Origin of the sequence: Maritimibacter sp. HL-12 (assembly GCF_900177545.1) — a bacterium.
Classification (GTDB): Bacteria; Pseudomonadota; Alphaproteobacteria; order Rhodobacterales; family Rhodobacteraceae; genus Sinisalibacter.
Map to the genome: position 1 here is coordinate 2462037 of NZ_FXBQ01000001.1, position 22329 is coordinate 2484365.

The window sequence follows — 22329 nt, forward strand, 5'->3', positions numbered from 1 at the left end:
TTTGCGGACCCAAGAAGCCGGGGCAGTGGCTTGCCGGGCCTGGGCGGCGGTCCTAGGTTCACGTCAAAGGAGATGCGCATGACCAACCCCCTTCTCGCCGACTGGACGGGCGATTTCGCCCTGCCGCCTTTCGACGCGATCCAGGATGCCGATTTTGCCCCCGCCATCGAGGCCGCCCTGGACGAGGCGCGCGCGGGCATCGCGGCGATTGCCGACACCCCCGAGCCGGCCGATTTTGCCAACACGATCGAAGCGCTGGAACGCGCCGATGCGACGCTTTCGAAGGTACTGGGCGTGTTCTATGCGCTTGCCGGGGCCGACGCCAACCCGGCGCGCGAGGCGTTGCAGCGCGACCTTGCGCCGAAGCTCGCGGCCTGGTCGTCCGAGGTCGCGATGAACCCGGCGCTGTTTGCCCGGGTCGAGGCGCTCTGGCAGGACCGCGAGGCGCTCGGGCTGGACGCCGAGCAGGCGCGGGTTCTGATGGTGACCCGGCGCGGCTTCGTGCGGGCCGGGGCGCTGTTGCAGGGCGAGGCCCGCGAAAGGCTCAAGGCGGTGATGCAGCGGCTCGCGGCGCTGGGGACGCAATTTGCGCAGAACCTGCTGGCCGACGAGCGCGACTGGGCGATGGACTTGTCGGATTCCGATCTTGCGGGCTTGCCCGGCTTCGTGGCCGATGCGGCGCGGGCCGCCGGCAAGGAGCGCGGCGCGGGCGGCGCGGTGGTGACGCTCTCGCGGTCGCTGATCACGCCGTTTCTCGCCTTCTCGCCGCGCCGCGATCTGCGCCGGCGCGCCTACGAGGCCTATGTCGCGCGCGGGGCGCGTGGCGGGGCGACCGACAACCGCGCGATTGCCGCCGAAACCCTGCGGCTTCGTGCGGAGCGGGCGCAGCTTCTCGGCTATGACAGCTTTGCCGACTTCAAGCTTGAGCCTGAGATGGCCAGGACGTCGCAAGCGGTGCGCGATCTGTTGCTAAAGGTTTGGGCCCCGGCCCGCGCCGCGGCGGAAAGGGACGCGGCCCGGCTCGAGGCGATGCTGCGGGCCGATGGCCACGATGGCCCGCTGGAGCCTTGGGACTGGCATTACTATTCCGAGAAGCTCCGGCAGGCCGAGCATGATCTCGACGAGGCCGCGCTCAAGCCCTACCTCCAGCTCGACCGGTTGATCGAGGCGGCCTTCGACGTGGCCGGGCGGCTGTTCGGCCTCGAGTTTCGGCGGCTGGAGACCGGGCTCTATCATCCAGACGCGCGCGCCTGGGAGGTCACCCGCGACGGCGCGCACATGGCGGTGTTTATCGGTGACTATTTCGCACGCGGCTCGAAGCGCTCGGGGGCCTGGTGCACGACGATGCGTCGGCAAGGCAAGCTCGACGGCGCGCAGCGGCCGATCGTGGTGAACGTGTGCAATTTCTCGAAGCCGGAACCCGGTCGCCCGGCGCTCCTCGGCTGGGACGACGCGCGCACGCTGTTTCACGAGTTCGGCCATGCCCTGCACAATATTCTTTCGGACGTGACCTACGAGAGCATTGCCGGCACCTCGGTGGCGCGCGATTTCGTCGAACTGCCGTCGCAGCTCTTCGAGCACTGGCTCGAGGTGCCGGAGGTTCTGGCGCGCTTCGCCACCCACGCCGAGACCGGCGAGGCGATGCCCGAAGACATGCGGGCGCGGCTGCTGGGTGCGGCGAGCCATGACATGGGCTTCCAGACCGTCGAATACCTCGCCTCCGCGCTGGTCGATCTGGCGTTTCACGATGGCCCCGCGCCCGCCGATCCGATGCAGAAACAGGCCGAGGTGCTGGAAGAGATCGGCCTGCCGCGCGCGATCCGGATGCGCCACGCCACGCCGCATTTCGCCCATGTCTTTGCCGGCGACGGCTATTCCTCGGGCTATTATTCCTACATGTGGTCGGAGGTGATGGATGCAGACGCCTTCGCCGCGTTCGAGGAAACCGGCGATCCGTTCGACCCCGCCACCGCCGCGCGGCTGGAGCGCGCGATCCTGTCGGCGGGCAACGGGCAGGACCCGGGCGAGGCCTATATCGCGTTTCGCGGCGGGTTGCCCGGCGTCGAGCCGCTGTTGAAGGGGCGCGGGTTGCTGGGCGACGCGGCCTGACACTTGGGTGTCGCGGTGTGCAAAAAAATGCATCATTGCGCAAATCAGGTTGCGTCACCCTGCCGCATATGCACTATATAGCATAATCGACTCACAGCGCGTTCAGGGAGGAGTGCCATGTCGGCCGAAGAGTTTTCCATGCTCCTGTCGGGGATTGCCGCCCAGCTCGAAGGCGTGCCGCTGGACCGGCGGATGGCGGCGTTTCTCAATGAGGAATACCCGGCGGATGGTGCCGATTTCCAGCGTCTCGGCGAGCTCTGCGCCGAGGGTGAGCGCGAGGGCTGGCTGATGAGCCGCGAGGCGGGCGGCGTGAAGTTCGGCCGCGCGATCAAGACCGGCGGTGCCACCGGCCAGTTCTCGGTCGATGTGGTGCGGATGAAGGACATCAAGGGCCCCCACCATGTCCACCCGACCGGCGAGATTGGCGCGGTGATCCCGATCGAGGGGGCGCCGAAGTTCGACGAGTTCGCACCCGGATGGTATGTCTACCCGCCCGGCAGCGACCATCACCCGACCGTTTCCGGCGGCGATGCCTACGTGATCTACCTGCTGCCCGAGGGCGCGATCGAATTCACCGGCAAGTAGGCGGGGCGCATATCATAACCAATCGGGACCACACGAAAGAACGGTGGCCCGTTCAGGGAGGACAACATGGAAAACGAAAACGCCGCGATCTGGTTCGTGGATCGTCATCTTTCGGAAGGTCGTGGCGAGAAGGTGGCCTTTCGCGAGGCCGATGGCGCAGAGCGCAGCCTCACCTACAACCAGCTTGCCGAGCAAACCGCCCGTTTCGGCGGTGCGCTGCTGCGCCACGGCGTGCGGCGCGAGGAACGGGTGGCGATGATCGTGCGCGACCAGATCGAGTTTCCGGTGGTGTTCTGGGGCGCGCTCAAGGCGGGGGCGATCCCGGTGCCGCTCAACACGCTTCTGGCCAGCGACATCTACGAAGCGATCCTGAACGACAGCCGCGCCTCGATCCTCGTGGTCTCCGAGCAGCTCTGGGACGTGCTGAAACCGGCGATCGATGGCAACCGCTTCCTGCGCGCCGTGCTGGTGATCGGCGACGCCCCCGAGGGCACCGAGGATTACACCGAATTCGTCGAAGGCGCTCCGGCGATCGAGCCGGTTGAGGCCTACGGCGACGAGCTGGCGTTCTGGCTTTACTCATCGGGTTCCACCGGCACCCCAAAGGGCGTGCGCCACGTCCATTCCTCGCTGAAGGCCACCGCCGATACCTTCGGCGCGCAGGTGCTCGGCATCCGCGAGGATGACGTGGTGTTTTCCGTCGCCAAGATGTTCTTCGCCTACGGGCTCGGTAACGCGATGAGCTTTCCGATGAGCGTGGGAGCCACCACGGTGATTTTCGGCGGGCGGCCCACGCCCGACGCGGTGTTCGAGATCATGGCGCGCGAGCGGCCCACGGTGTTCTGCGGCGTGCCCACGCTCTATGCCGCGCTGGTGGCCGAGCAGGAGAAGAAGGGCGGCAAGCCCGATCACGCGATCCGGATCTGCACCTCCGCTGGCGAGGCGCTGCCGCGCGAGATCGGCGAGCGCTGGGAAAAGCTCTGGGGCGCCGAGATCATCGACGGTGTCGGCTCGACCGAGATGCTGCACATCTTCCTGTCGAACGCGCCGGGCGATATCGTCTATGGCACCTCCGGCAAGGCGGTGCCGGGCTACGAGGTGCGGCTCGTCGACGAGCACGACGAGGACGTGCCCGAGGGCGAGGTGGGCGAACTGCTGGTGCGCGGGCCTTCGAGCGCCGAGGGCTACTGGAACCGCCGCCACAAGTCGATGTCGACCTTCGAGGGGCACTGGACCCGGACGGGCGACAAGTATGAGCGCACGCCCGAGGGGCGTTATGTCTACTGCGGGCGCACCGACGATATGTTCAAGGTCTCGGGCATCTGGGTGAGCCCCTTCGAGGTGGAACAGGCGCTGGTCGAACATCCCGCCGTGCTGGAGGCCGCCGTTGTGGCCCGGGCCGACGAAAAGGATCTGATCAAGCCTGCCGCCTACATCGTGCTCAAGGACGGGGCCGAGGCGCCTTCGATGGACGAGCTCAAGGCGATCGTGAAGGAAAAGATCGGGATGTGGAAATACCCCCGCTGGATCGAGGTGGTGGACGAGCTGCCGAAAACCGCCACCGGCAAGATCCAGCGCTTCAAGCTGAGGGCCTGAGCGATGGCGGATTGGGTGGATAGCGGGTTTCTTGAGGCGGGGGGCAAGCGGCTGGAATATGCCTGCTGGGGGCCTCCGCCCGGTGAGGCCCCGACCATCGTGATGCTGCACGAGGGCCTCGGCAGCACCGCGCTCTGGCGCGACGTGCCCGCGAAGGTGGCCGAGGCCACCGGCTTCGGCGTGATGGCCTATTCCCGCGCGGGCTACGGCCAGTCCGACCTTGCCGATCTGCCGCGCCCGCTCGATTACATGACGCGCGAGGCGGTGGAGGTGCTGCCGCAGGTGCTCGACGCGATCGGCTTTCGGCGCGGCATCCTCATGGGCCATTCCGACGGCGCGACCATCGCCGCCGAATATGCCGGGCGGGTGCAGGATCACCGGGTGCGCGCCCTGATCCTGATCGCGCCGCATTTCTTCACCGAGGAAATGGGACTGGCCGAGATCGCCCATGCGCGCAAGGCCTATGTAACAAGCGAGCTGCGCGGCAAGATGGCCAAGTATCACCGCGACCCCGACAATACATTCTACGGCTGGAACGACGCCTGGCTCGCAGAGGATTTCAAAAAGTGGAACGTGGGCGAGGTGATCGACTACTGGCGCATTCCCTGCCTCGCGATCCAGGGCAGCGCCGATCAGTACGGCACCCTCGCCCAGATCGCCGAGATCGAAACCCGCAGCTACGCGCCGGTTGAAACCGCGATCATCGAGGGCGCGCACCACGCGCCGCACCTCGAGAAACCGCAGGAAACGCTCGCCGCGATCACCGAGTTCTGCGCCGGGCTCGAAGCCATCGAGGCGGTGGAGCCGGTGACGTGACCCCGCACATCCCCGGCCTTACCCCGCGCCCCGAGACCGAGATCCGCCCCGGGCTTGAGGAGGGGTTGTCGCTCTACCGTGCGGGGTATTTCTGGGAGGCGCACGAGGCCTGGGAACCACTCTGGCTGGCGGCCGCGCCCAACTCGCGTGAGCGGGCGCTGCTTCAGGGGCTGATCCAGCTTGCAAACGGCTGGCTCAAGCTGCGGATGGGCCGCGCCCCCGCCGCCGGCCGCATCGCCGCCTTGGCGCGTGAGCACCTCGACCGGGCAGGGCGGGGCGAAGTGCTAGGGATCGACACCGCCTGGGCGCGCGCCGAACGCGACCGGCTTGAGCGGGCGGTGATTCCCGACGGAGACACGCACCCTGGGAAAGTTGCACTATAGTGCATATCATTTTTGTCGTTCCGAAAGTCCCGGTTTCCGGATTGACGCCAAGCCACTGATTTATAACGGAAACAAAAAAGGCACTATAGTGCATATGTCAGTTGATCCGGACAGAATGCCGCACTATACTGCACCTAGCGAACACAGGGAGAGCCGCGTGACCAAGCTGATCGACTTTCAGACCGACCCGTCGAAATACCGCCACTGGCGGGTGGAGTATGACGGCCCCATCGCCACCGTCTACATGGACGTGGACGAGAATGGCGGGCTTTTCGAGGGCTACCAGCTCAAGCTCAATTCCTACGATCTCGGCGTCGATATCGAATTGTCCGACATCACCCAGCGGATGCGCTTCGAGCATCCGGAGGTGAAGGTGGTGGTGATCAAATCCGGCAAGGACAAGGTGTTCTGCGCCGGGGCCAACATCCGCATGCTGGGCGGTGCGAGCCATGCCCACAAGGTCAACTTCTGCAAGTTCACCAACGAAACCCGCAACACCTTCGAAGCGGCGGAAGCCGATAGCGGCCAGAAGTGGATCGCCGCCGTGAAAGGTGCCTGCGCCGGGGGTGGCTACGAGTTGGCGCTGGCCTGCAACCACATCATGCTGACCGACGACAGCGCCTCCTCCGTTGCGCTGCCGGAAGTGCCGCTGCTCGCGGTTCTGCCCGGCACCGGCGGCCTCACCCGGGTGACCGACAAGCGCAAGGTTCGCCGCGACCGCGCCGACGTGTTCTGCTCGATTGAGGAGGGCATCCGCGGCAAACGCGCGCAGGAATGGCGGCTGGTTGACGAGGTGATCCCGAACTCGAAATTCGATGACGTGGTCGCCGAGCGCGCCCGCGAATTCGCCGCCGCCTCCGCCAAGCCGGACGTGGACAAGGGCATCAGCCTCCCCCCGCTTACCCGCAGGATCGACGACAACGGCGTGCATTACGACCTCGTCGAGGTCGAGATCGACCGTGCCGCGCGCAAGGCAACGATCACCCTGTCCGGTCCCGCCACCGAGGCACCCGGCAGCATCGACGAGGTCACCGCGCAAGGCGCCGATTTCTACCTGCTCAAGCTCGCCCGCGAACTGGACGACGCAATCCTCCATCTGCGCCTCAACGAGCGCGAGGTGGGTCTGCTCGTCTTCCGCTCGCAGGGCGATCCGGCGCTGGTGCAGGCGCATGAAGACCTGCTGCTCGACAACAAGGATCACTGGCTCGCCAACGAAATCCTCGCCTACTGGAAGCGCCTGCTGAAGCGGATCGACATGACCTCGCGCAGTCTCGTGGCGCTGGTCGAACACGGGTCCTGCTTCACCGGGGTGCTGGCCGAAATCCTCTTCGCCGTCGACCGCTCCTACATGATGGAAGACGAGTTCGAGGGCGACAACCGGCCGATCGCTACGATCACCTTGGCGGCATCCAACTTCGGGCAATACCCGATGTCGAACGACATTTCCCGCCTCGATACCCGCTTCCTCGGCGAGCCCGAGGCGGTAGAGGCGGCCAAGGCGAAGATCGGCGAGCCGATCGAGGCCGAGGAGGCCGACGCGCTCGGCCTCGTCACCTACATCCTCGACGATATCGACTGGGAAGACGAGATCCGCATCTTCATGGAAGAGCGTGCCTCCTTCAGCCCGGACGCGATGACCGGGATGGAAGCCAACCTGCGCTTTGCCGGGCCCGAAACGATGGAAACCCGCATCTTCGGCCGGCTCACCGCCTGGCAGAACTGGATCTTCAACCGCCCCAATGCCACCGGCCCCGATGGCGCGCTGCAGCGATACGGCACCGGCGTGCGCGGCGACTACAACATGGAACGCGTCTGAGGAGGCGCAATCGCGCGTGCAATCCGAAAAGTGGGAACCGGTTTTCGGACAAATTGCGCGGCAATCAAAACTGGGAGGACCCCATGCAAGACATGAACGTTGCCTACGATACCCTGATCCCCAACAACGTCGGGCTTTCCTCCGACAAGCGCGTGCTCAAGGCACTCGAAAAGTGGCACCCGGGCTACATCAACTGGTGGAACGACCTGATCCCCGACCAGTTCCAGCGCTCGATGATCTACCTGCGCACCGCGGTTTCGGTCGATCCGAAGGGCTGGGCCAAGTTCGATTACGTCAAGATGCCGGAATACCGCTGGGGCGTGTTGCTCGCGCCGCAGGTCGAAGGCCGTACCATTCCCTGCGGCGAGCACGCAGGCCAGCCCGCGTGGCAGGACGTGCCGGGCGAATACCGCAACATGATGAAGCGCCTGATCGTGATCCAGGGCGATACCGAGCCGGCGAGCGTGGAGCAGCAACGCTTCCTCGCGATCACCGCGCCCTCGCTCTACGACATGCGCAACCTGTTCCAGGTCAACGTCGAGGAAGGCCGCCACCTCTGGGCGATGGTCTACCTCCTGCACAAGTATTTCGGCCGCGACGGCCGCGAAGAGGCCGATGATCTGCTGCGTCGCTCCTCCGGTTCGGAAGAAGCTCCGCGCATGCTCGGTGCCTTCAACGAGGAAACGCCCGACTGGCTGTCGTTCTTCATGTTCACCTACTTCACCGACCGTGACGGCAAGATGCAGCTCGAAAGCCTGGCGCAATCGGGCTTCGACCCGCTCAGCCGCACCTGCCGCTTCATGCTGACCGAGGAAGCGCACCACATGTTCGTCGGCGAAACCGGGGTCGGGCGCACCATCGAGCGCACCTGCCAGGTGATGAAGGAAAACGGCATCGACGATCCTTATGACACCGACCGGATCCGCGCGCTTGGCGTGATCGACCTGCCGCTGATCCAGAAGAAGCTCAACCTGCACTACACCTTGAGCCTCGATCTGTTCGGCCAGGAGGTTTCGACCAACGCCGCCAATGCCTTCAACGCGGGCATCAAGGGCCGCTACCACGAGCACCGGATCGACGACGATCACAAGCTCACGGATGCCACCTACACGGTGTGGGATTTCGAGGATGGCAAGCTGGTGCGCAAGGATGTCCCCGCGCTCACCGCGATCAACATGCGCCTGCGCGACGACTACACCCGCGACGCGGCCGGAGGCGTGGGCCGCTGGAACAAGATCATCGAGAAGGCCGGGATCGACTTCGAACTCAAGCTGCCGCACGAAGCCTTCAACCGCAAGATCGGCGTCTTCGCCGACAAGCTGTTCGACCCCGAAGGCAAGCTCGTATCCGGTGCCGACTACGACGCAGGCCAGACCAAGTGGCTGCCCACCCACGCGGATGGCGATTTCATCCAGTCGCTCATGGTCCAGGTCACCGAACCGGGACAATTTGCCGGATGGATCGCGCCGCCGAAAGTTGGCATCGACAACAAGCCGGGCGACTTCGAATACGTCAAGCTCGCCATGGCGTAAGATCGGCCCAAGCCCCTTCTTGGGTCCGGAAATACCTCGGGGGGTCCGGGGGGCAGCGCCCCCCGGCGGGTCGGGCCGAAGGCCCGAAACATGGAAACGGAGAGCGCCATGGAGATTGAACGCAACATCGCCCATGCCCCGCGCAGCCGCGCGGTTGCGGGCAGCATCGCCGGCCTGCGCGGTGGCTGTGTCGGCTGCAAGGAATGCACCGGGGTTTGCCAGGCGCTGATCGAGGCACTCACCTTGCCCGACACGATCCTCAAGGAAAAATCCGCGTGAACAAGCCGCTCAAACAGCACCTGATCGACCCCGAGATCTGCATCCGCTGCTATACCTGCGAGATGACCTGTCCGGTCGAGGCCATCACCCACGACGACAACAACGTCGTGGTCGATGCGGACAAGTGCAATTTCTGCATGGATTGCATCCCGGTCTGTCCCACAGGCTCGATCGACGAGTGGCGCGTGGTGGTCGAACCCTATTCGCTGGATGAGCAATATTCCTGGGACGAACTGCCGGAGCAGGCCGATCTCGCCGGGGGCGGCGAGGCCGAAACCGGGCTCGAAGCCCTTGACGAGGCGATGGCGGCGCTGCTGGCCGAGGCGCACGCGGGCGCCGGCGGCAAGGCCAGGGCCCCGGCCACCGCCTCCAAGCCCACGATCAACCTCTACACCATCGGCAAGCCCGCCACCGCGAAGGTGACCGGAAATTTCCGTCTCACCGCCGAGGGCTCCGACAACGACGTGCGCCACATCATCCTCGATTTCGGCGGCCAGCCGATGCCGGTGCTCGAAGGCCAGTCGATCGGGATCATCCCGCCGGGCACCGACGCCGAGGGCAAGCCGCACCTGCCCCGGCTCTACTCGGTCTCCTCCCCCCGCGACGGCGAACGGCCGAACTACAACAATCTCTCGCTCACGGTGAAGCGCGAGGCGGGCGGGCTGTGTTCGAATTACGTCTGCGATCTCAAGCCCGGCGACGACGTGCAGGTCACCGGACCTTTCGGCGCGACCTTCCTGTTGCCCTCCGATCCGAACGCCGAGCTTCTGATGATCTGCACCGGCACCGGCTCGGCCCCGTTCCGCGGCTTCACCATGCGCCGCCAGCGCGAGACACCCGCCAACACCGGCAAGCTCACCCTCGTCTTCGGTGCCCGTCGGCCGGAGGAGCTGCCCTATTTCGGCCCGCTCAAGAAGGTGCCCGACAGCTTCATGCACAAGGTCTTTGCCTTCTCTCGGCTGCAGGGTGAGTCCAAGCATTACGTGCAGGACAAGCTGCGCGAGGAGGCGGGCAGGGTGGCGGCGATGCTCACCAACCCGAACGCCTATATCTACATCTGCGGGCTCAAGGAGATGGAGCACGGTGTCGAGGCAGCGCTCGACGACATCGCGCGCGGGGTCGGGCTCGACTGGAAAGCGGCGCGTGATGCGATGCGCGAGGACGGCCGGTATCACGTCGAGACCTATTGAGCCCGCCGGGCAGGGCCACTTCCCGTCATCACGCACAAGCCCGCCCTGGACCACTGCAAAGTTGAAATTTTCCATGCCAAGCCGGGCCGGAGTTTGAAAAGCCGGTGTTCGCCGGGTTCGAAATTTGCGAAGACCGCGTCGCGCCTGCGCTCACCGAGGAAACCGACATGCCCAAGACCTTCACCCACGAAATCCGTGTGACCTGGGGCGATTGCGATCCCGCAAAGATCGCCTATACCGCCAGAATCCCGGCATGGGCGCTCGATGCGATCAACGGCTGGTGGGAGGCCCATCTCGACGGCGACGGCTGGTACCAGATGGAGCTCGATCGCGGCTTCGGCACCCCCTTCGTGCACATGGAGATGGATTTTCGCAGCCCGGTCACGCCGCGCCACCGGCTGGTCTGCACGGTGCGCCCGGTCCGGCTCGGTGAAAGCTCGATCAGCTTCCGGGTCGAAGGGTTTCAGGATGGCGGGCTCTGTTTCGAGGGCCTGTTCGTCTGCGTCTTCATCGTCGCGGGCAGCATGGAAAAGCGCCCGGCCCCGGACGAGGTGCGCGCGATCGTCGAGCCGATGCTCGCTATGGGCGATTAATGCACTATTTTGCGCAAACTTGCCGGATTTTCGTTGAGAGCCTCCGGTCTTGGCCGTAGAGTCGCTGCATTATTGAGCATGTGACGGGTCATGGCGGAGATCACCAATTTTCGCGGCGAAGTGCAGCAAGCCGCATCGGACGCCGACCGGGAGGTCGATATCCTGATCGCCCGTGTCGGCGAACGGGTGCGCCGGGCGCGTGACCGCAAGGGTATTCCGCGTCGGGTGCTGTCGGAGAAATCCGGCGTATCGCCGCGCTATCTCGCCCAGCTCGAGGCCGGCGAGGGCAACATTTCCATCGGGTTGTTGCAGCGCGTCGCCCATGCGCTCGATCACAAGATCGAATGGCTCGTCGGTGAAGACGATCCGTGGTCGTCCGAGCCGCTGCGGGTGGCCGATCTCTTCCGTTCCGCCAATGCCCGAACCCAGGCCCGGGTGCTCGCCACCCTCAGCCCCGAACCCGTCGCCGCGGCCCGGGCGCAGCGGATCTGCCTTGTGGGCCTGCGCGGTGCCGGCAAGTCCACCCTCGGGCGGCGCGCGGGCGAGGCGCTCGACATCCCCTTCGTCGAGCTGAACCGCGAGATCGAGGAGCAATCGGGCATGCCGGTCGATGACCTGATGGCGCTCTATGGCCAAGAGGGTTATCGCCGCCTTGAGGCGCAGGCCATTGACCGGGTGATCGCCACCCACGACACGATGATCCTCGCGGTTGCCGGCGGCATCGTCGCCGAGCCAGAAACCTACAACGTGCTCTTGTCGAAGTTCCACACGATCTGGGTCAAGGCCACGCCGGCCGAGCACATGGCCCGGGTCCGCGAACAGGGCGATACGAGGCCGATGGCGGGCAATCCCGAAGCCATGGATCAACTCAAATCCATCCTGACCGCCCGCGAAGCCCTCTACGAACGCGCGCTTGCCAAGCTCGATACCTCGGGACGCACCGAAGATGAAAGCCTCGACGAGATGCTCGCGCTGATCCACACCCACGATTTTCTCGGCTGAATTCCCGGAGAGCCCCATGCCCGTTACCACCCGCCGCGATGGCGCCACCGCCCATGTCACCCTCGATTTCCCGCCCGTGAACGCGATCGGGCAGGAAACCCGCGCAGGGTTGATCGCCGCGCTCGACTGGATCGAAGCCGAGGCCGGGCTGGAGCGGGTGATCCTGTCGGGTGCCGGGCGGGCCTTTGCCGCCGGGGCCGATGCGCGCGAGTTCGACGGCCCGGCGCTGGAGCCCCACCTGCCCGATGTGGTGGCCCGGATCGAAGCTTGCGAGGTGCCGTGGATCGCCGCGATTCGCGGCCCGGCGCTCGGCGGCGGCTGCGAACTGGCTTTGGCCTGCCGCTACCGCATCGCCACGCCCGACGCCCAGATCGGCTTGCCCGAGGTGACGCTCGGTGTGGTGCCGGGGGCGGGCGGCACCCAGCGTCTGCCCCGGCTCGTGGGGCTCAAGGCGGCGCTCGACATGATCGCGACCGGCAAGCCGGTCACTGGCGAACGGGCGCTGGCGCTGCGGCTGGTCGACGAGATTGCCGACGACCCGGCGTTTGCCGCCGAGGAGGTGAACCACGAGTTGCTTTCCACCGTCGTGGCGATTGGCGATCTGCCGGGTCCGGAGACCGACGCCGAGGCCCTCGCTGCCGCGAAGGCGACGGCGGAGGCGCGGATGCGCGGCCAGATCGCGCCGCATCGCGCCATCGACCTCGTCGAGATGAGCACGACCACCCCGCTCGGCGAAGCCCTGCAGGTGGAGCGCGAAACCTTCCTCAAGTTGCGCGTCGGCGCACAGGCGCGGGCGCTCCGCCACATCTTCTTCGCCGAACGCGGCGCGAAAGCGCCCGGTTGGTTGAAAGACACCCGCCCTGCCGAGATCACCCGCGCGGTGGTGGTCGGCGGTGGCACGATGGGGGCGGGGATCGCCTATGCGCTTCTGAACGCCGGGATCTTCGTCGACATCATCGAGACCGATGCCGAGGGTGTCGCCCGTGCCGAGGCGAACCTCGAAAACATCGTCGCGGCCAGTCTCAAGCGCGGCTTGATCACCGAGGCCCAGGCCCAGGCCCGCCGCGCGGCCTTCAACGCCACCGCCGAATACGCCATCGCCCGCGAAGCCGATATTGCCATCGAGGCGGCCTTCGAGAGCATGGAGGTGAAACAGGCGGTGTTCACCCGGCTTCAGGCAGCGATGCGGCCCGACACGCTGATGGCCACCAACACCTCCTACCTTGATGTCAACGAGATCGCCGCCGTGCTCGACGACCCGACCCGGCTGGTGGGGCTGCATTTCTTCGCCCCTGCCCATATCATGAAACTGCTGGAGATCGTGCGCGGCGAGGCCACCTCCGATGCCGCCCTCGCCACCGGATTCGCGCTGGCCAAGCGTCTGCGCAAGCTGCCGGTGCTCGCGGGAGTCTGCGACGGTTTCATCGGTAACCGGATTCTCGCGCGCTACCGCGAGGCCGCCGACACGGTGATGATGGACGGCTCGAACCCCTGGGAGATCGACGAGGCGATGGTCGAGTTCGGTTACCCGATGGGACCCTACGAGGCGCAAGACCTGTCCGGCCTCGATATCGCCTTCGCCAACCGCCGCCGGCAGGACGTCACCCGCGACCCCAACCGGCGTTACATCCCGATTTCCGACCGGATGGTGAACGAGGGGCGGCTCGGCAAGAAGGCGGGCGTGGGCTGGTATCGCTACCCGGGCGGCGGCGGCAAGGTGATCGACCCGCTGGTGGAAGACCTTGCCCGCGAGGAGGCGTATTTTGCCAAGGTCGAGCGGCAGGCGTTCAGCGCCGATGAAATCCGCGAGCGCCTTGTGCTGGCGATGATCAACGAGGCGGCGGCGATCCTCGACGAGGGCATCGCGCAATCTGCGGCGGATATCGACGTGGTGACGGTGGCGGGCTACGGCTTTCCGCGCTGGCGCGGCGGGCTCATGCACCATGCCGATACGATCGGGGCAGGGGCCATCCTCGCCCGGCTGGAGGCCTTCGCAAGGGAAGACCCGGTGGCGTGGCAACCCGCCGATCTGATCCGGCGGCTGGCCGCTCGGGGCGGCAGCTTCGCCGGGGTTTGATCCGGCGAAACCTGCCGGACGTGGTCAGATCTCGATCGGCTGCATCACCTCCGGTTCGATCACGTCGATCCCGGTGAGCACCTCCTTCATCAGCGCCGCCGATTGTTCGAGCAGCGGGAATGTGCGGTAGTGGCAGGGGATCACGGTGCGGAAGTTGAAATAGCGTTGTGCGGCATAGGAGGCGCGGGCCATGTCCATGGTAAAATGTCCGCCCGCGCAGAGCAGCCCGATATCGGGATTATGCACCTCTCCCATCCATTCCATGTCGGCCATGATATCGGTATCGCCGGTGGCGTAGATCACGTGGCCCTCGCCCGCGATCATGTAGCCCGACTCGGTGCCGGTATAGACCGGGCCGTTCGCGGTCTGGGTGGCGGAGGAATGGGTTGCGTTGACCATCGTCACCGCCACCTTGCCGAGCCGCACCGTGCCGCCCTTGTTGAAGCCGATGGTTTCGAAATCGTGGCGCGAGGCCCACCATTGGGTGAGATCGTAGATCGCGACCGCGGGGATCCCCAGTTCCTCGCAGATCGCCGGCGCGTCCTTGGCGTGGTCGCCGTGGCCGTGGGTGACCAGCACGTGGGTTGCGCCCGCGATCGCCTCGGCGCGGCGCTCGGGCGGGAACATCGGGTTTCCCTCGAACCACGGATCGAGCAGGATCACCGCGTCCTCGATCTCGATGCGGAAACTCGCGTGGCCTAGCCAGGTGATTTTCATCTCGGTTCTCCCTATCGTTCGTACCACCATGGTATCACGCGAGGGGGGCAGCGAAAGTGGAATGGACGCGCGCGGTAGACGGTTATTGCGAAAGGCTCGATCCGGGGTTCTGGGCCGAGCCGATCAACGCGGTGACCAACGCCGCCTTTCTCGTTGCCGCGCTGGTCATGGGGCTTCGGCTGCGCGGCGCCGGCTTGCCTCTTGCCAACCTCCTGGTGGGGATTCTGGCTGCAATCGGGCTTGGATCTTTCCTTTTTCACACCTTCGCGCAAGCCTGGGCCGGAATGGCCGACGTGCTGCCGATCCTCATGTTCATCCTCGCCTACGTCTTTGCTGCGAGCCGGGATTTTCTCGGCTTGAGCGGCCGCATCGCCGGGCTGGTGACACTGGGGTTCGTCCCCTACGCCGCCGCCACCGTGCCGCTGTTCGGGCTGATCCCCGGGCTCGGTTCCTCGGCAGGCTACGCGCCGGTGCCGCTGCTGATCGCGGGCTATGCCTGGCTGATGCGCACACGCGCGCCCGGAACCGCGCGCGGCCTTGCCATCGGCGCGGGGCTGCTGGTGCTCTCGCTGACTGCGCGCACGCTTGATGAACCGCTCTGCGACGTGCTGCCGATGGGCACGCATTTCCTGTGGCACATCCTCAACGCGGTGATGCTGGGCTGGATGATCGAGGTCTACCGCGCCCACATGCTTGCGGGGCGCGGGCGCGGGCGCTAAACGGGCAGGCGACGGGCACAGGCTGCCCGCATGGAACGCACGGAGGCCCCATGTCGATCGACATCGAAACCGCCCGCAAGGTTGCGCACCTTGCCCGTATCCGGGTCGAGGAGGCGCGCCTGCCCGCGCTCGCCGCGGAGTTCAACACGATCCTCGGCTTCATCGAGCAGTTGAACGAGGTGAACGTGGACGATATCGAACCGATGACCTCGGTCACGCCGATGCGGCTGAAGCGCCGCGAAGACGTGGTGACGGACGGCGGCTATCCCGAGAAGGTGCTCGCCAACGCGCCCGACGCCCGCGAGGGCTTTTTTGCCGTGCCGAAAGTGATGGAATGACATGAGCGAACTGACCAGCCTGACCATTGCCGCGGCGCGCGACGCGCTGGCCAAGGGCGAAACCACCGCGACCGAACTCACCGAGGCCTGCCTTGCCGAGATCGAGGGCGCGGATGCACTTGGTGCCTTCGTCCACAAGACCCCGGATATCGCGCGGGAACAGGCGAAAGCGGCGGATGCCCGGATCAAGGCGGGCGAGGCCACCGCGATGACGGGCATCCCGCTCGGCATCAAGGATCTGTTCTGCACCATGGGCGTGGCGAGCCAGGCCGGGAGCGCCATCCTCGAAGGCTTCAAGCCGGAATACGAATCCACCGTCACCCGGAACCTGTTCGACGCGGGCGCGGTGATGCTCGGCAAGCTCAACATGGACGAGTTCGCCATGGGCTCGTCGAATGAAACCTCGGTCTACGGCAACGCGGTGAACCCGTGGAAGGTCGATGACCGCCAGCTCACCCCCGGCGGCTCCTCCGGCGGCTCTGCCAGCGCCGTGGCCGCCGATCTCTGCCTTGCCGCCACCGGCACCGATACCGGCGGCTCGATCCGCCAGCCCGCCGCCTTCACCGGGATCACCGGATTGAAGCCGACCTATGGCCGGGTCTCGCGCTGGGGCATCGTCGCCTTCGCCTCCTCGCTCGACCAGGCCGGGCCGATGACCAAATCGGTGCGCGACGCCGCGATCATGCTGGGCGCGATGGCCGGGCATGATCCGAAAGACAGCACCTGTGCCGACCTGCCGGTGCCCGATTTCGAAGCCGCGCTCACCGGCGACATCAAGGGCAAGGTGATCGGCATCCCGCGCGAATACCGGCTCGACGGCATGCCCGCCGAGATCGAGAAGCTCTGGGACGAGGGCAAGGCGATGCTCGCGGATGCCGGGGCCAAGTTGATCGACATTTCGCTGCCGCACACCAAGTATGCGCTGCCGGCCTATTACGTCATCGCCCCCGCCGAGGCCTCCTCGAACCTCGCGCGCTACGACGGCGTGCGCTACGGCCACCGCGCGAAGCTCGCGGCGGGCGAGGGCATCAGCGACATGTATGAGAAAACCCGCGCCGAGGGGTTCGGGGCGGAGGTGCAGCGCCGGGTGATGGTGGGCACCTACGTGCTCTCCGCCGGGTTCTACGACGCCTATTACAACCGCGCCCGCAAGGTCCGTGCCCTGATCAAGCGCGATTTCGACGACGCCTTCGACCAGGGCGTGGATGCGATCCTCACCCCGGCCACGCCCTCCGCTGCCTTCGGGCTGGGAGAAATGACCGAGGCCGATCCGGTGCAGATGTATCTCAACGACGTCTTCACGGTGACGGTCAACCTCGCGGGCCTGCCCGGCATCTCGGTGCCCGCCGGGCTTGATGCCAAGGGCCTGCCGCTCGGGCTCCAGCTTATCGGCAAGCCTTGGGAAGAGGGTGATCTGCTGAATACCGCCTATGCGCTCGAACGTGCGGCGGGCTTTGTTTCCAAGCCCGAGAAATGGTGGTAATCCCCGCGACCGACGCTAATCTGGCGTCGGACAACCGGGGGCGCAGGATGCGTATCGCGACCGTTTTGAGTATCATGGCGTTTACACTGGCCGCCTGCAGCCCGCCGGTTCCCGACAGCGGGGCCGGTGCCAATGACACCGCCTTGTCGTCGACCGGCGCGTCCGTGCTGCCGCCCACCACCCCCGTGGCCGCCGCATCGCTGGACGAAAGCGGCGAATCCCTCGCCGCCGAAACCGCTGCCGTGCTCGGACTTGAGGGGGCCCCGGCAACCGGCGAACCGCTCTCGGCCATGGCACCCGATTCCGCCACTGCCGCGCCGGTCGGGCTTTCCGACGAGCAGAGCTTTGAAGCCGTCAGCGAACGCGAGTCGATCGAAAGCGATGCGGCGCGGATCGACGCCAACCGGGAACAATACACGGTGATCCAGCCCACCGAACTGCCGCCGCGCCCCGATGGCTCCGGCCCTTCGATCGTGTCCTACGCGCTTGCCACCACAAACAACCCGGGTCAGCCGCTCTACCGCCGCACGGGGATCGCCGCCGCCAGCCGCTATGAGCGTGCCTGCGCCCGGCATGGCAGCCCCGACCGCGCCCAGGAAGCCTTCCTCGACGCGGGCGGCCCCGAGCGCGACCGCTACGGTATGGACCCCGATGGCGACGGCTTCGCCTGCACCTGGGATCCGCGCCCCTTCCGGGCCGCGCGAGACGCCGCACCGGCGGACGTGGACACCTACGAAGACGTCGAAACCCCCGGCGAATCGTGACCGGCCCCGGCCCGGCGATCTCGCAGCCCTCGCCGAATTTCGGTGGCCGCCGGGATGGGTTGCGCCCCGAGTTGGTGGTGCTGCACTACACCGCGATGCCCGATGCGCAGGCCGCGCTGGCGCGGCTATGCGCGCCCGAGCATGAGGTGTCGGCGCATTACCTGATCGCCCGGGATGGCCGGCTGTTCCGGCTTGTCGAGGAAGACCAGCGGGCCTGGCACGCCGGGACGGGAAACTGGCGCGGACGGGGCGACGTGAATTCGCGCTCGATCGGCGTCGAGTTGGACAATTGCGGCAATTCTCCCTTCGCCGAGCCGCAGATGGCGCGGCTGGAAGTGTTGCTTTGCGATATTCTTGCGCGCTGGCAGATCCAGCCCGAAGGTGTCATCGCGCATTCGGATTTCGCCCCGACTCGCAAGACAGATCCGGGCCCGAGGTTCGACTGGCAGCGGCTGTCGTTGCAGGGCCTCGCGGTCTGGCCCGCGCCTGGAACACCGGCGTCGGCTCCTGACGAAGCCGCGTTTCTCAAAGCTGCCCGGGCCTTCGGATACCCCGTCGAAGATGGCTTCGCCGCGGTGCTCGCGGCTTTCCGCGCCCGATTCCGGCCTTGGGCGCGTGGGTCACTCGACGAGTCCGACATGGCCGCGATCGAGGATCTCGCCCGCCGCTTCGCGGTTGACCGGGCGGCCCGGCGCGCCTAAGTCAGCAGCGCGCGGATGGCCGGATGGCCGCGGGGGGCAACCTCCGAGGAAAGTCCGGACTCCACAAGGCAACGGTGCCGGGTAACGCCCGGCGGGGGCAACCCCAGGGAAAGCGCCACAGAGATCAGACCGCCTTTCTTCGGGAAGGCAAGGGTGAAACGGTGGGGTAAGAGCCCACCGCGCGACTGGCAACAGGAGCGGCACGGCAAGCCCCACCGGGAGCAATGCCAAATAGGGACCTCGCATGGGCTGCCTTGGCCCGGGGTCCGGGTCGGCAGCTAGAGCGTCCGGGCAACCGGCCGCCCAGAGGAATGGTCATCATCCCCGGGGAGACCCGGGGTTACAAAATCCGGCTTACAGGCCATCCGCGCGTATCTTCATCACGGCAATACTGCCTCGCGGGGGTGCGGGGGTGAGAAACCCCCACCTCCTTTCGCCGCCCGGTGGGCAACTGACCACGCGCGCGGGTCTCAGACGTGCTGGTCGATCAGGATCGGATTGCCGTCGGGGTCTTCGAGGGTGATGTAGCCCGGGCCGCTGCCGTCCGGGTCGGTCTCTTCGATCAACACCATGCCCTCTGCCTTCAGACGTTCCTGTATCGCGCGAACGTCCTCGTACGGTTCCGCGAGGGGCTCTGCCATTGGCCCCCAGCCCGGATTGAAGGTCAGCAGGTTCTTGTCGAACATGCCCTGGAACAGGCCGATGGTGGTGGCGCCGCTTCTGAGGATGAGCCAGCCCTGGTCCTGATCACCGCCGGCTTCGGAGAATCCGAGCTTTTCGTAGAACGCCCGGGAGGCCGCGATGTCAGAGACGGCGTGGCTGACGGAAAATGCACCCAGATGCATGAAATGTCCTTTCGTGTCACGATTGCCGGGTCAGTGTAGCGCATTTGCCGGCACAATGCGGTTGACTCGGGCGGCCGGGACGCTACAAGGCGGGCTTCAAGGATTTGACCGGGCGCATGACGCCCGACGAGGAGTTGACATCATGGCGAAACCGACCACTATCAAGATCCGCCTGAACTCGAGCGCGGGCACCGGGCACTTCTACGTGACCAAGAAGAACGCCCGCACGATGACCGAGAAGATGACCGCGCGGAAATATGATCCCGTGGTGCGCAAGCACGTCGAATACAAGGAAGGCAAGATCAAGTAATCCTGCCGATGCCGAAAAGAAAAAGGCCGCGCTTTCATGCGCGGCCTTTTTTCGTTTCCAGCCGGTGCCTTGCCGCGCCCGCGGTTCAGCCTTGGTGTTTGCCGGCTTGTATGATGCGACGTTTTCGGGCGCGCCGGATCACGATGTAGAACAGCACGAACCCGCCCAGGAACCCGCCGAGGCCAAGCGTCAGCATGGGCCGCTGGGTGAGCGAGTCGAACACGGTCTGCATGTCATCTCCTTGCGTCTCTGCCGGTTTGGCGTGGGATAGCTTGAAAATGCGGCAGCGGATCGACCCTTCGAGGGAGAAACGACGGCGCGCTTCCGGTCACATCAGCAGCGGCCCGAGCGTGGCGGCGATCCCGACCGCGACCAACAACCCGATCAGGTTGAGCACCGCGCCGGCCCGCAGCATCCGCGCCCGGGTCACCTCGGGGTGGGCAAAGACGATGGCGTTGGGCGGCGTGGCCACCGGCAGCATGAAGCCGATCGAGGCGGCGAGCGCGACCGGAAGCATGAACGTCACCGGGTCGATCCCGAGGCTGACGGCCGCCGCGCCGGCGATCGGCATGAACAGTGCCGCCGTGGCGGTGTTGGATGCCAGTTCGCCGAGGTAGACGATGAGCGCGGCGAAGGTGAGCAACAGGAGCGGCAGCGGCAGCCCTGCGAAACCGGCGCTCGCGGCACCGATCTGCGCGGCAAGGCCGCTGGTGTCGATCAGGCGGGCGAGGGCGAGGCCGCCGCCGAACAGGATCAGCACGTCCCAGCGAATGCGCGCAGCCGCGTCCCAGTCGAGCAACCGCCCGCCGCTGCCTTTGCCGTCGGGCAGGAAAAACAGCGCGAGCGCGCCGGTGAGCGCGATGCCCGCGTCGGTCAGCGGCAGGCCAGGCAGCAGCGGGGCAAGCCAGGGCCGGGTGATCCAGCCGAGCGCGGTGAGGGCGGCGACAATGGCCACCCGCGCCTCGGCACCGCGCAGGGGACGGGCTTCGTAGGGTGGCAGCGGCAAATGGCTGGCCCCGCCGAGCCCCGGCGTGAGGCGGGCGAGCACCGCCCAGGCGGCCAGCATCAAGAGCAGCGAAACCGGCATGCCGACCATGGCCCATTCGGCGAAACCGATCGTGATCGCTTGCGTGTCGGCGACGTAGGCCGCGAAGATCGCGTTGGGCGGTGTGCCGATCAGCGAGCCCATGCCGCCGATGGTGGCGGCATAGGCCACGCCCAGCATCAGCGTGGCGGCAAGGCGCGGATTGGCGGGTGCGGCCACGGCGGCAGCGATCGGGGCCACCACCATCGTTGCGGCAGTGTTCGAGATCCACAACGACAAAAAGCCGGTTGCCACCATCAGCGCGGCGAGCACCCGCGCAGGGCTGGTGCCGGCACGGGCGAGCAGGCCGTGGGCGATGCGGGCATGAAGGCCCACGCCTTCGATCGCGCGGGCAACAAGAAAGCCGCCGAGAAACAGCAGGATCAGCGGGTGCGCGTAGGACGGCGCCACGTCCTCGATCGGGGCGAGTCCGAGCAGCGGCGCGAGCGCGAGCGGCAGAAGCGCGGTGGCGGCGAGCGGCAGCGCTTCGGTCACCCACCATGTGGCCATCAGCAAAGCAAGCCCGGCGGCCACCCAAGCCTCGCGGGGCATGTCGCCGGGGGGCGGCAGGATGAGCGTGGCGGCGAGCAGGGCGGGGCCGAGGACCAGGGCAAGGCGCATGTGAGTGGTCTATCGCGTGGCTGTTGCGGTGGGAAGAGCGGCGCGGATGGACGGGGCCAGCATCCGGGCCCAGAGCGCATAGCCCGCTGGTCCGGGGTGAAACCCGTCTTCGGCCATGAGATCGGGGGCGAGCGTGATCGCGAAACGCGCGTGGCTCCAGCGCGGGTCCTGCGCGGTCTCCCGCGCGAGGCCGAGATCGAGGCGGCGCGCGCTCGCCCCCACCACCCAGCGCAGCGGTTGCGGGAGCGCAGGGAAATCGCCCATCGGTGGCAATCCCGAGGCGATGACATGGGACACGCCGAAACGCTCCGTGAGCAACATGCGCAGCGCGACCTGATGTGCGCACCAGCGGGCGAGGGGGACCGAGCGGGTCACATCGTTCACGCCGAGCGCGGTCACGGCGATGTCGAAGGGTTCGGGTTGGGTCGTGGACAACCGCGCGAGGGTGTCGGCGGTGGTGGCCCCGGTGCGGGCGATGAGCCGCCAGGTTACGCGGTGCGTGGTGCCGAGTTCGGCCGCGAGCCGCCCGGCAAGAGCGGCGCGCTGATCGCGGGCACCGACCCCGGCGGCGGAACTGTCACCAACGATCAAAAGCCGGAGCGGCGGACCGTCCCCGGCCTCGCCCCTGCGCGGTCCGGCGGCTTCGGGCAGCCGGAGCGCGTGGCGGCGCAGGGCCATCCCCTGTGCGATCAGCACGGGCGCGAGGGCGAGTTTCGCGGCGGTGACGCGCATGTCGGCTCCCGGGACGAAAAGGGCCGGCGCAATGGCC

The 22329-nt window shown here is 66.7% G+C and carries 23 protein-coding genes and 1 other RNA gene; 19 read left to right on the top strand and 5 right to left on the bottom strand.

Annotated features, from left to right (window positions below):
* Positions 1–78: 78 nt before the first annotated feature.
* The 12 genes from B9Y97_RS12345 to B9Y97_RS12395 all read left to right on the top strand — a co-directional run bounded on the left by B9Y97_RS12345 (position 79) and on the right by B9Y97_RS12395 (position 13978).
* On the top strand, positions 79–2109 hold the full coding sequence (locus B9Y97_RS12345) for a M3 family metallopeptidase (RefSeq protein ID WP_085528239.1): 2031 nt from the start codon (positions 79–81) through the stop codon (positions 2107–2109).
* A gap of 117 nt (positions 2110–2226) precedes the next feature.
* Positions 2227–2694 (top strand): 4-hydroxylaminobenzoate lyase, encoded by a 468-nt coding sequence (locus B9Y97_RS12350; protein ID WP_085527023.1) that lies wholly within the window; start codon positions 2227–2229, stop codon positions 2692–2694.
* Between the two features lie 66 nt (positions 2695–2760).
* The gene (locus B9Y97_RS12355; RefSeq protein WP_085527024.1) at positions 2761–4290 is read left to right on the top strand and encodes a benzoate-CoA ligase family protein; all 1530 of its coding nucleotides are present in this window, start codon (positions 2761–2763) and stop codon (positions 4288–4290) included.
* Between the two features lie 3 nt (positions 4291–4293).
* A complete protein-coding gene (locus B9Y97_RS12360) occupies positions 4294–5106 on the top strand; it encodes an alpha/beta fold hydrolase (protein ID WP_085527025.1) in 813 nt (270 codons plus the stop codon).
* Positions 5103–5489, top strand: a complete 387-nt coding sequence (locus B9Y97_RS12365; RefSeq protein ID WP_217809455.1) for a DUF309 domain-containing protein — start codon at positions 5103–5105, stop codon at positions 5487–5489. The genes B9Y97_RS12360 and B9Y97_RS12365 overlap by 4 nt, the downstream gene beginning before the upstream one ends.
* Before the next feature lie 157 nt (positions 5490–5646).
* Complete coding sequence (boxC, locus tag B9Y97_RS12370) at positions 5647–7305, top strand: 2,3-epoxybenzoyl-CoA dihydrolase (RefSeq protein WP_139828298.1); 1659 nt, start codon at positions 5647–5649, stop codon at positions 7303–7305.
* An 83-nt stretch (positions 7306–7388) separates the two neighbouring features.
* A complete protein-coding gene (gene boxB / locus B9Y97_RS12375; RefSeq protein ID WP_085527027.1) occupies positions 7389–8837 on the top strand; it encodes a benzoyl-CoA 2,3-epoxidase subunit BoxB in 1449 nt (482 codons plus the stop codon).
* 108 nt (positions 8838–8945) lie between these two features.
* Complete coding sequence (locus B9Y97_RS18150; protein WP_176224363.1) at positions 8946–9116, top strand: hypothetical protein; 171 nt, start codon at positions 8946–8948, stop codon at positions 9114–9116.
* Positions 9113–10306, top strand: coding sequence for a benzoyl-CoA 2,3-epoxidase subunit BoxA (boxA, locus tag B9Y97_RS12380; RefSeq protein WP_085527028.1), 1194 nt, complete (start codon positions 9113–9115; stop codon positions 10304–10306). The genes B9Y97_RS18150 and boxA overlap by 4 nt, the downstream gene beginning before the upstream one ends.
* Positions 10307–10473: 167 nt before the next feature.
* Positions 10474–10899, top strand: coding sequence for an acyl-CoA thioesterase (locus B9Y97_RS12385; protein ID WP_085528241.1), 426 nt, complete (start codon positions 10474–10476; stop codon positions 10897–10899).
* Positions 10900–10989: 90 nt separating this feature from the next.
* Positions 10990–11901, top strand: a complete 912-nt coding sequence (locus B9Y97_RS12390; RefSeq protein WP_085527029.1) for a helix-turn-helix transcriptional regulator — start codon at positions 10990–10992, stop codon at positions 11899–11901.
* A gap of 16 nt (positions 11902–11917) precedes the next feature.
* Positions 11918–13978: a 3-hydroxyacyl-CoA dehydrogenase NAD-binding domain-containing protein gene (locus B9Y97_RS12395; protein ID WP_085527030.1), complete on the top strand. Its 2061-nt coding sequence runs from the start codon at positions 11918–11920 to the stop codon at positions 13976–13978.
* Between the two features lie 24 nt (positions 13979–14002).
* Here B9Y97_RS12395 and B9Y97_RS12400 read toward each other — a convergent pair whose 3' ends face one another.
* Complete coding sequence (locus tag B9Y97_RS12400) at positions 14003–14695, bottom strand: metal-dependent hydrolase (RefSeq protein ID WP_085527031.1); 693 nt, start codon at positions 14693–14695, stop codon at positions 14003–14005.
* A 56-nt stretch (positions 14696–14751) separates the two neighbouring features.
* Here B9Y97_RS12400 and B9Y97_RS12405 point away from each other — a divergent pair, with 56 nt between their 5' ends.
* From B9Y97_RS12405 to rnpB, 6 genes are all read left to right on the top strand, one after another.
* A complete protein-coding gene (locus B9Y97_RS12405; protein WP_085527032.1) occupies positions 14752–15414 on the top strand; it encodes a ceramidase domain-containing protein in 663 nt (220 codons plus the stop codon).
* A gap of 50 nt (positions 15415–15464) precedes the next feature.
* On the top strand, positions 15465–15752 hold the full coding sequence (gene gatC, locus B9Y97_RS12410) for an Asp-tRNA(Asn)/Glu-tRNA(Gln) amidotransferase subunit GatC (RefSeq protein ID WP_085527033.1): 288 nt from the start codon (positions 15465–15467) through the stop codon (positions 15750–15752).
* Between the two features lies 1 nt (position 15753).
* A complete protein-coding gene (gene gatA, locus B9Y97_RS12415; protein WP_085527034.1) occupies positions 15754–17235 on the top strand; it encodes an Asp-tRNA(Asn)/Glu-tRNA(Gln) amidotransferase subunit GatA in 1482 nt (493 codons plus the stop codon).
* Between the two features lie 74 nt (positions 17236–17309).
* Complete coding sequence (locus tag B9Y97_RS12420) at positions 17310–17999, top strand: hypothetical protein (RefSeq protein WP_085527035.1); 690 nt, start codon at positions 17310–17312, stop codon at positions 17997–17999.
* Complete coding sequence (locus tag B9Y97_RS12425; RefSeq protein WP_085527036.1) at positions 17996–18700, top strand: N-acetylmuramoyl-L-alanine amidase; 705 nt, start codon at positions 17996–17998, stop codon at positions 18698–18700. Before B9Y97_RS12420 ends, B9Y97_RS12425 begins: the two co-directional genes overlap by 4 nt.
* 11 nt (positions 18701–18711) lie before the next feature.
* Positions 18712–19073, top strand: an RNA gene (gene rnpB, locus B9Y97_RS12430) — RNase P RNA component class A.
* A 97-nt stretch (positions 19074–19170) separates the two neighbouring features.
* Here the strand turns inward: rnpB and B9Y97_RS12435 are convergent.
* A complete protein-coding gene (locus tag B9Y97_RS12435; protein WP_085527037.1) occupies positions 19171–19545 on the bottom strand; it encodes a VOC family protein in 375 nt (124 codons plus the stop codon).
* Between the two features lie 142 nt (positions 19546–19687).
* Here B9Y97_RS12435 and rpmG point away from each other — a divergent pair, with 142 nt between their 5' ends.
* Positions 19688–19855, top strand: a complete 168-nt coding sequence (gene rpmG, locus B9Y97_RS12440; protein WP_085527038.1) for a 50S ribosomal protein L33 — start codon at positions 19688–19690, stop codon at positions 19853–19855.
* Between the two features lie 85 nt (positions 19856–19940).
* Here the strand turns inward: rpmG and B9Y97_RS18155 are convergent, their stop codons facing one another.
* From B9Y97_RS18155 to B9Y97_RS12450, 3 genes are all read right to left on the bottom strand, one after another.
* The gene (locus B9Y97_RS18155) at positions 19941–20087 is read right to left on the bottom strand and encodes a hypothetical protein (RefSeq protein WP_176224364.1); all 147 of its coding nucleotides are present in this window, start codon (positions 20085–20087) and stop codon (positions 19941–19943) included.
* Positions 20088–20183: 96 nt separating this feature from the next.
* Entirely contained in the window at positions 20184–21560 is a 1377-nt protein-coding gene (locus tag B9Y97_RS12445) for an SLC13 family permease (RefSeq protein ID WP_085527039.1), read from the bottom strand.
* 9 nt (positions 21561–21569) lie between these two features.
* Positions 21570–22292: an SGNH/GDSL hydrolase family protein gene (locus B9Y97_RS12450; RefSeq protein ID WP_085527040.1), complete on the bottom strand. Its 723-nt coding sequence runs from the start codon at positions 22290–22292 to the stop codon at positions 21570–21572.
* Positions 22293–22329: the final 37 nt, after the last annotated feature.

What these genes read in the sequence shown, in the direction of transcription:
- B9Y97_RS12435 (WP_085527037.1), bottom strand. Translation starts at nt 19,545, where the DNA reads ATGCATCTGGGTGCATTTTCCGTCAGCCACGCCGTCTCTGACATCGCG.
- rpmG (WP_085527038.1), top strand. Translation starts at nt 19,688, where the DNA reads ATGGCGAAACCGACCACTATCAAGATCCGCCTGAACTCGAGCGCGGGC.
- boxB (WP_085527027.1), top strand. Translation starts at nt 7,389, where the DNA reads ATGCAAGACATGAACGTTGCCTACGATACCCTGATCCCCAACAACGTC.
- B9Y97_RS12450 (WP_085527040.1), bottom strand. Translation starts at nt 22,292, where the DNA reads ATGCGCGTCACCGCCGCGAAACTCGCCCTCGCGCCCGTGCTGATCGCA.
- B9Y97_RS12355 (WP_085527024.1), top strand. Translation starts at nt 2,761, where the DNA reads ATGGAAAACGAAAACGCCGCGATCTGGTTCGTGGATCGTCATCTTTCG.
- B9Y97_RS12420 (WP_085527035.1), top strand. Translation starts at nt 17,310, where the DNA reads ATGGCGTTTACACTGGCCGCCTGCAGCCCGCCGGTTCCCGACAGCGGG.
- B9Y97_RS12395 (WP_085527030.1), top strand. Translation starts at nt 11,918, where the DNA reads ATGCCCGTTACCACCCGCCGCGATGGCGCCACCGCCCATGTCACCCTC.
- B9Y97_RS12360 (WP_085527025.1), top strand. Translation starts at nt 4,294, where the DNA reads ATGGCGGATTGGGTGGATAGCGGGTTTCTTGAGGCGGGGGGCAAGCGG.
- B9Y97_RS12445 (WP_085527039.1), bottom strand. Translation starts at nt 21,560, where the DNA reads ATGCGCCTTGCCCTGGTCCTCGGCCCCGCCCTGCTCGCCGCCACGCTC.
- B9Y97_RS12400 (WP_085527031.1), bottom strand. Translation starts at nt 14,695, where the DNA reads ATGAAAATCACCTGGCTAGGCCACGCGAGTTTCCGCATCGAGATCGAG.
- B9Y97_RS12385 (WP_085528241.1), top strand. Translation starts at nt 10,474, where the DNA reads ATGCCCAAGACCTTCACCCACGAAATCCGTGTGACCTGGGGCGATTGC.
- B9Y97_RS18150 (WP_176224363.1), top strand. Translation starts at nt 8,946, where the DNA reads ATGGAGATTGAACGCAACATCGCCCATGCCCCGCGCAGCCGCGCGGTT.
- B9Y97_RS18155 (WP_176224364.1), bottom strand. Translation starts at nt 20,087, where the DNA reads ATGCAGACCGTGTTCGACTCGCTCACCCAGCGGCCCATGCTGACGCTT.
- B9Y97_RS12390 (WP_085527029.1), top strand. Translation starts at nt 10,990, where the DNA reads ATGGCGGAGATCACCAATTTTCGCGGCGAAGTGCAGCAAGCCGCATCG.
- B9Y97_RS12350 (WP_085527023.1), top strand. Translation starts at nt 2,227, where the DNA reads ATGTCGGCCGAAGAGTTTTCCATGCTCCTGTCGGGGATTGCCGCCCAG.
- gatA (WP_085527034.1), top strand. Translation starts at nt 15,754, where the DNA reads ATGAGCGAACTGACCAGCCTGACCATTGCCGCGGCGCGCGACGCGCTG.
- B9Y97_RS12345 (WP_085528239.1), top strand. Translation starts at nt 79, where the DNA reads ATGACCAACCCCCTTCTCGCCGACTGGACGGGCGATTTCGCCCTGCCG.
- gatC (WP_085527033.1), top strand. Translation starts at nt 15,465, where the DNA reads ATGTCGATCGACATCGAAACCGCCCGCAAGGTTGCGCACCTTGCCCGT.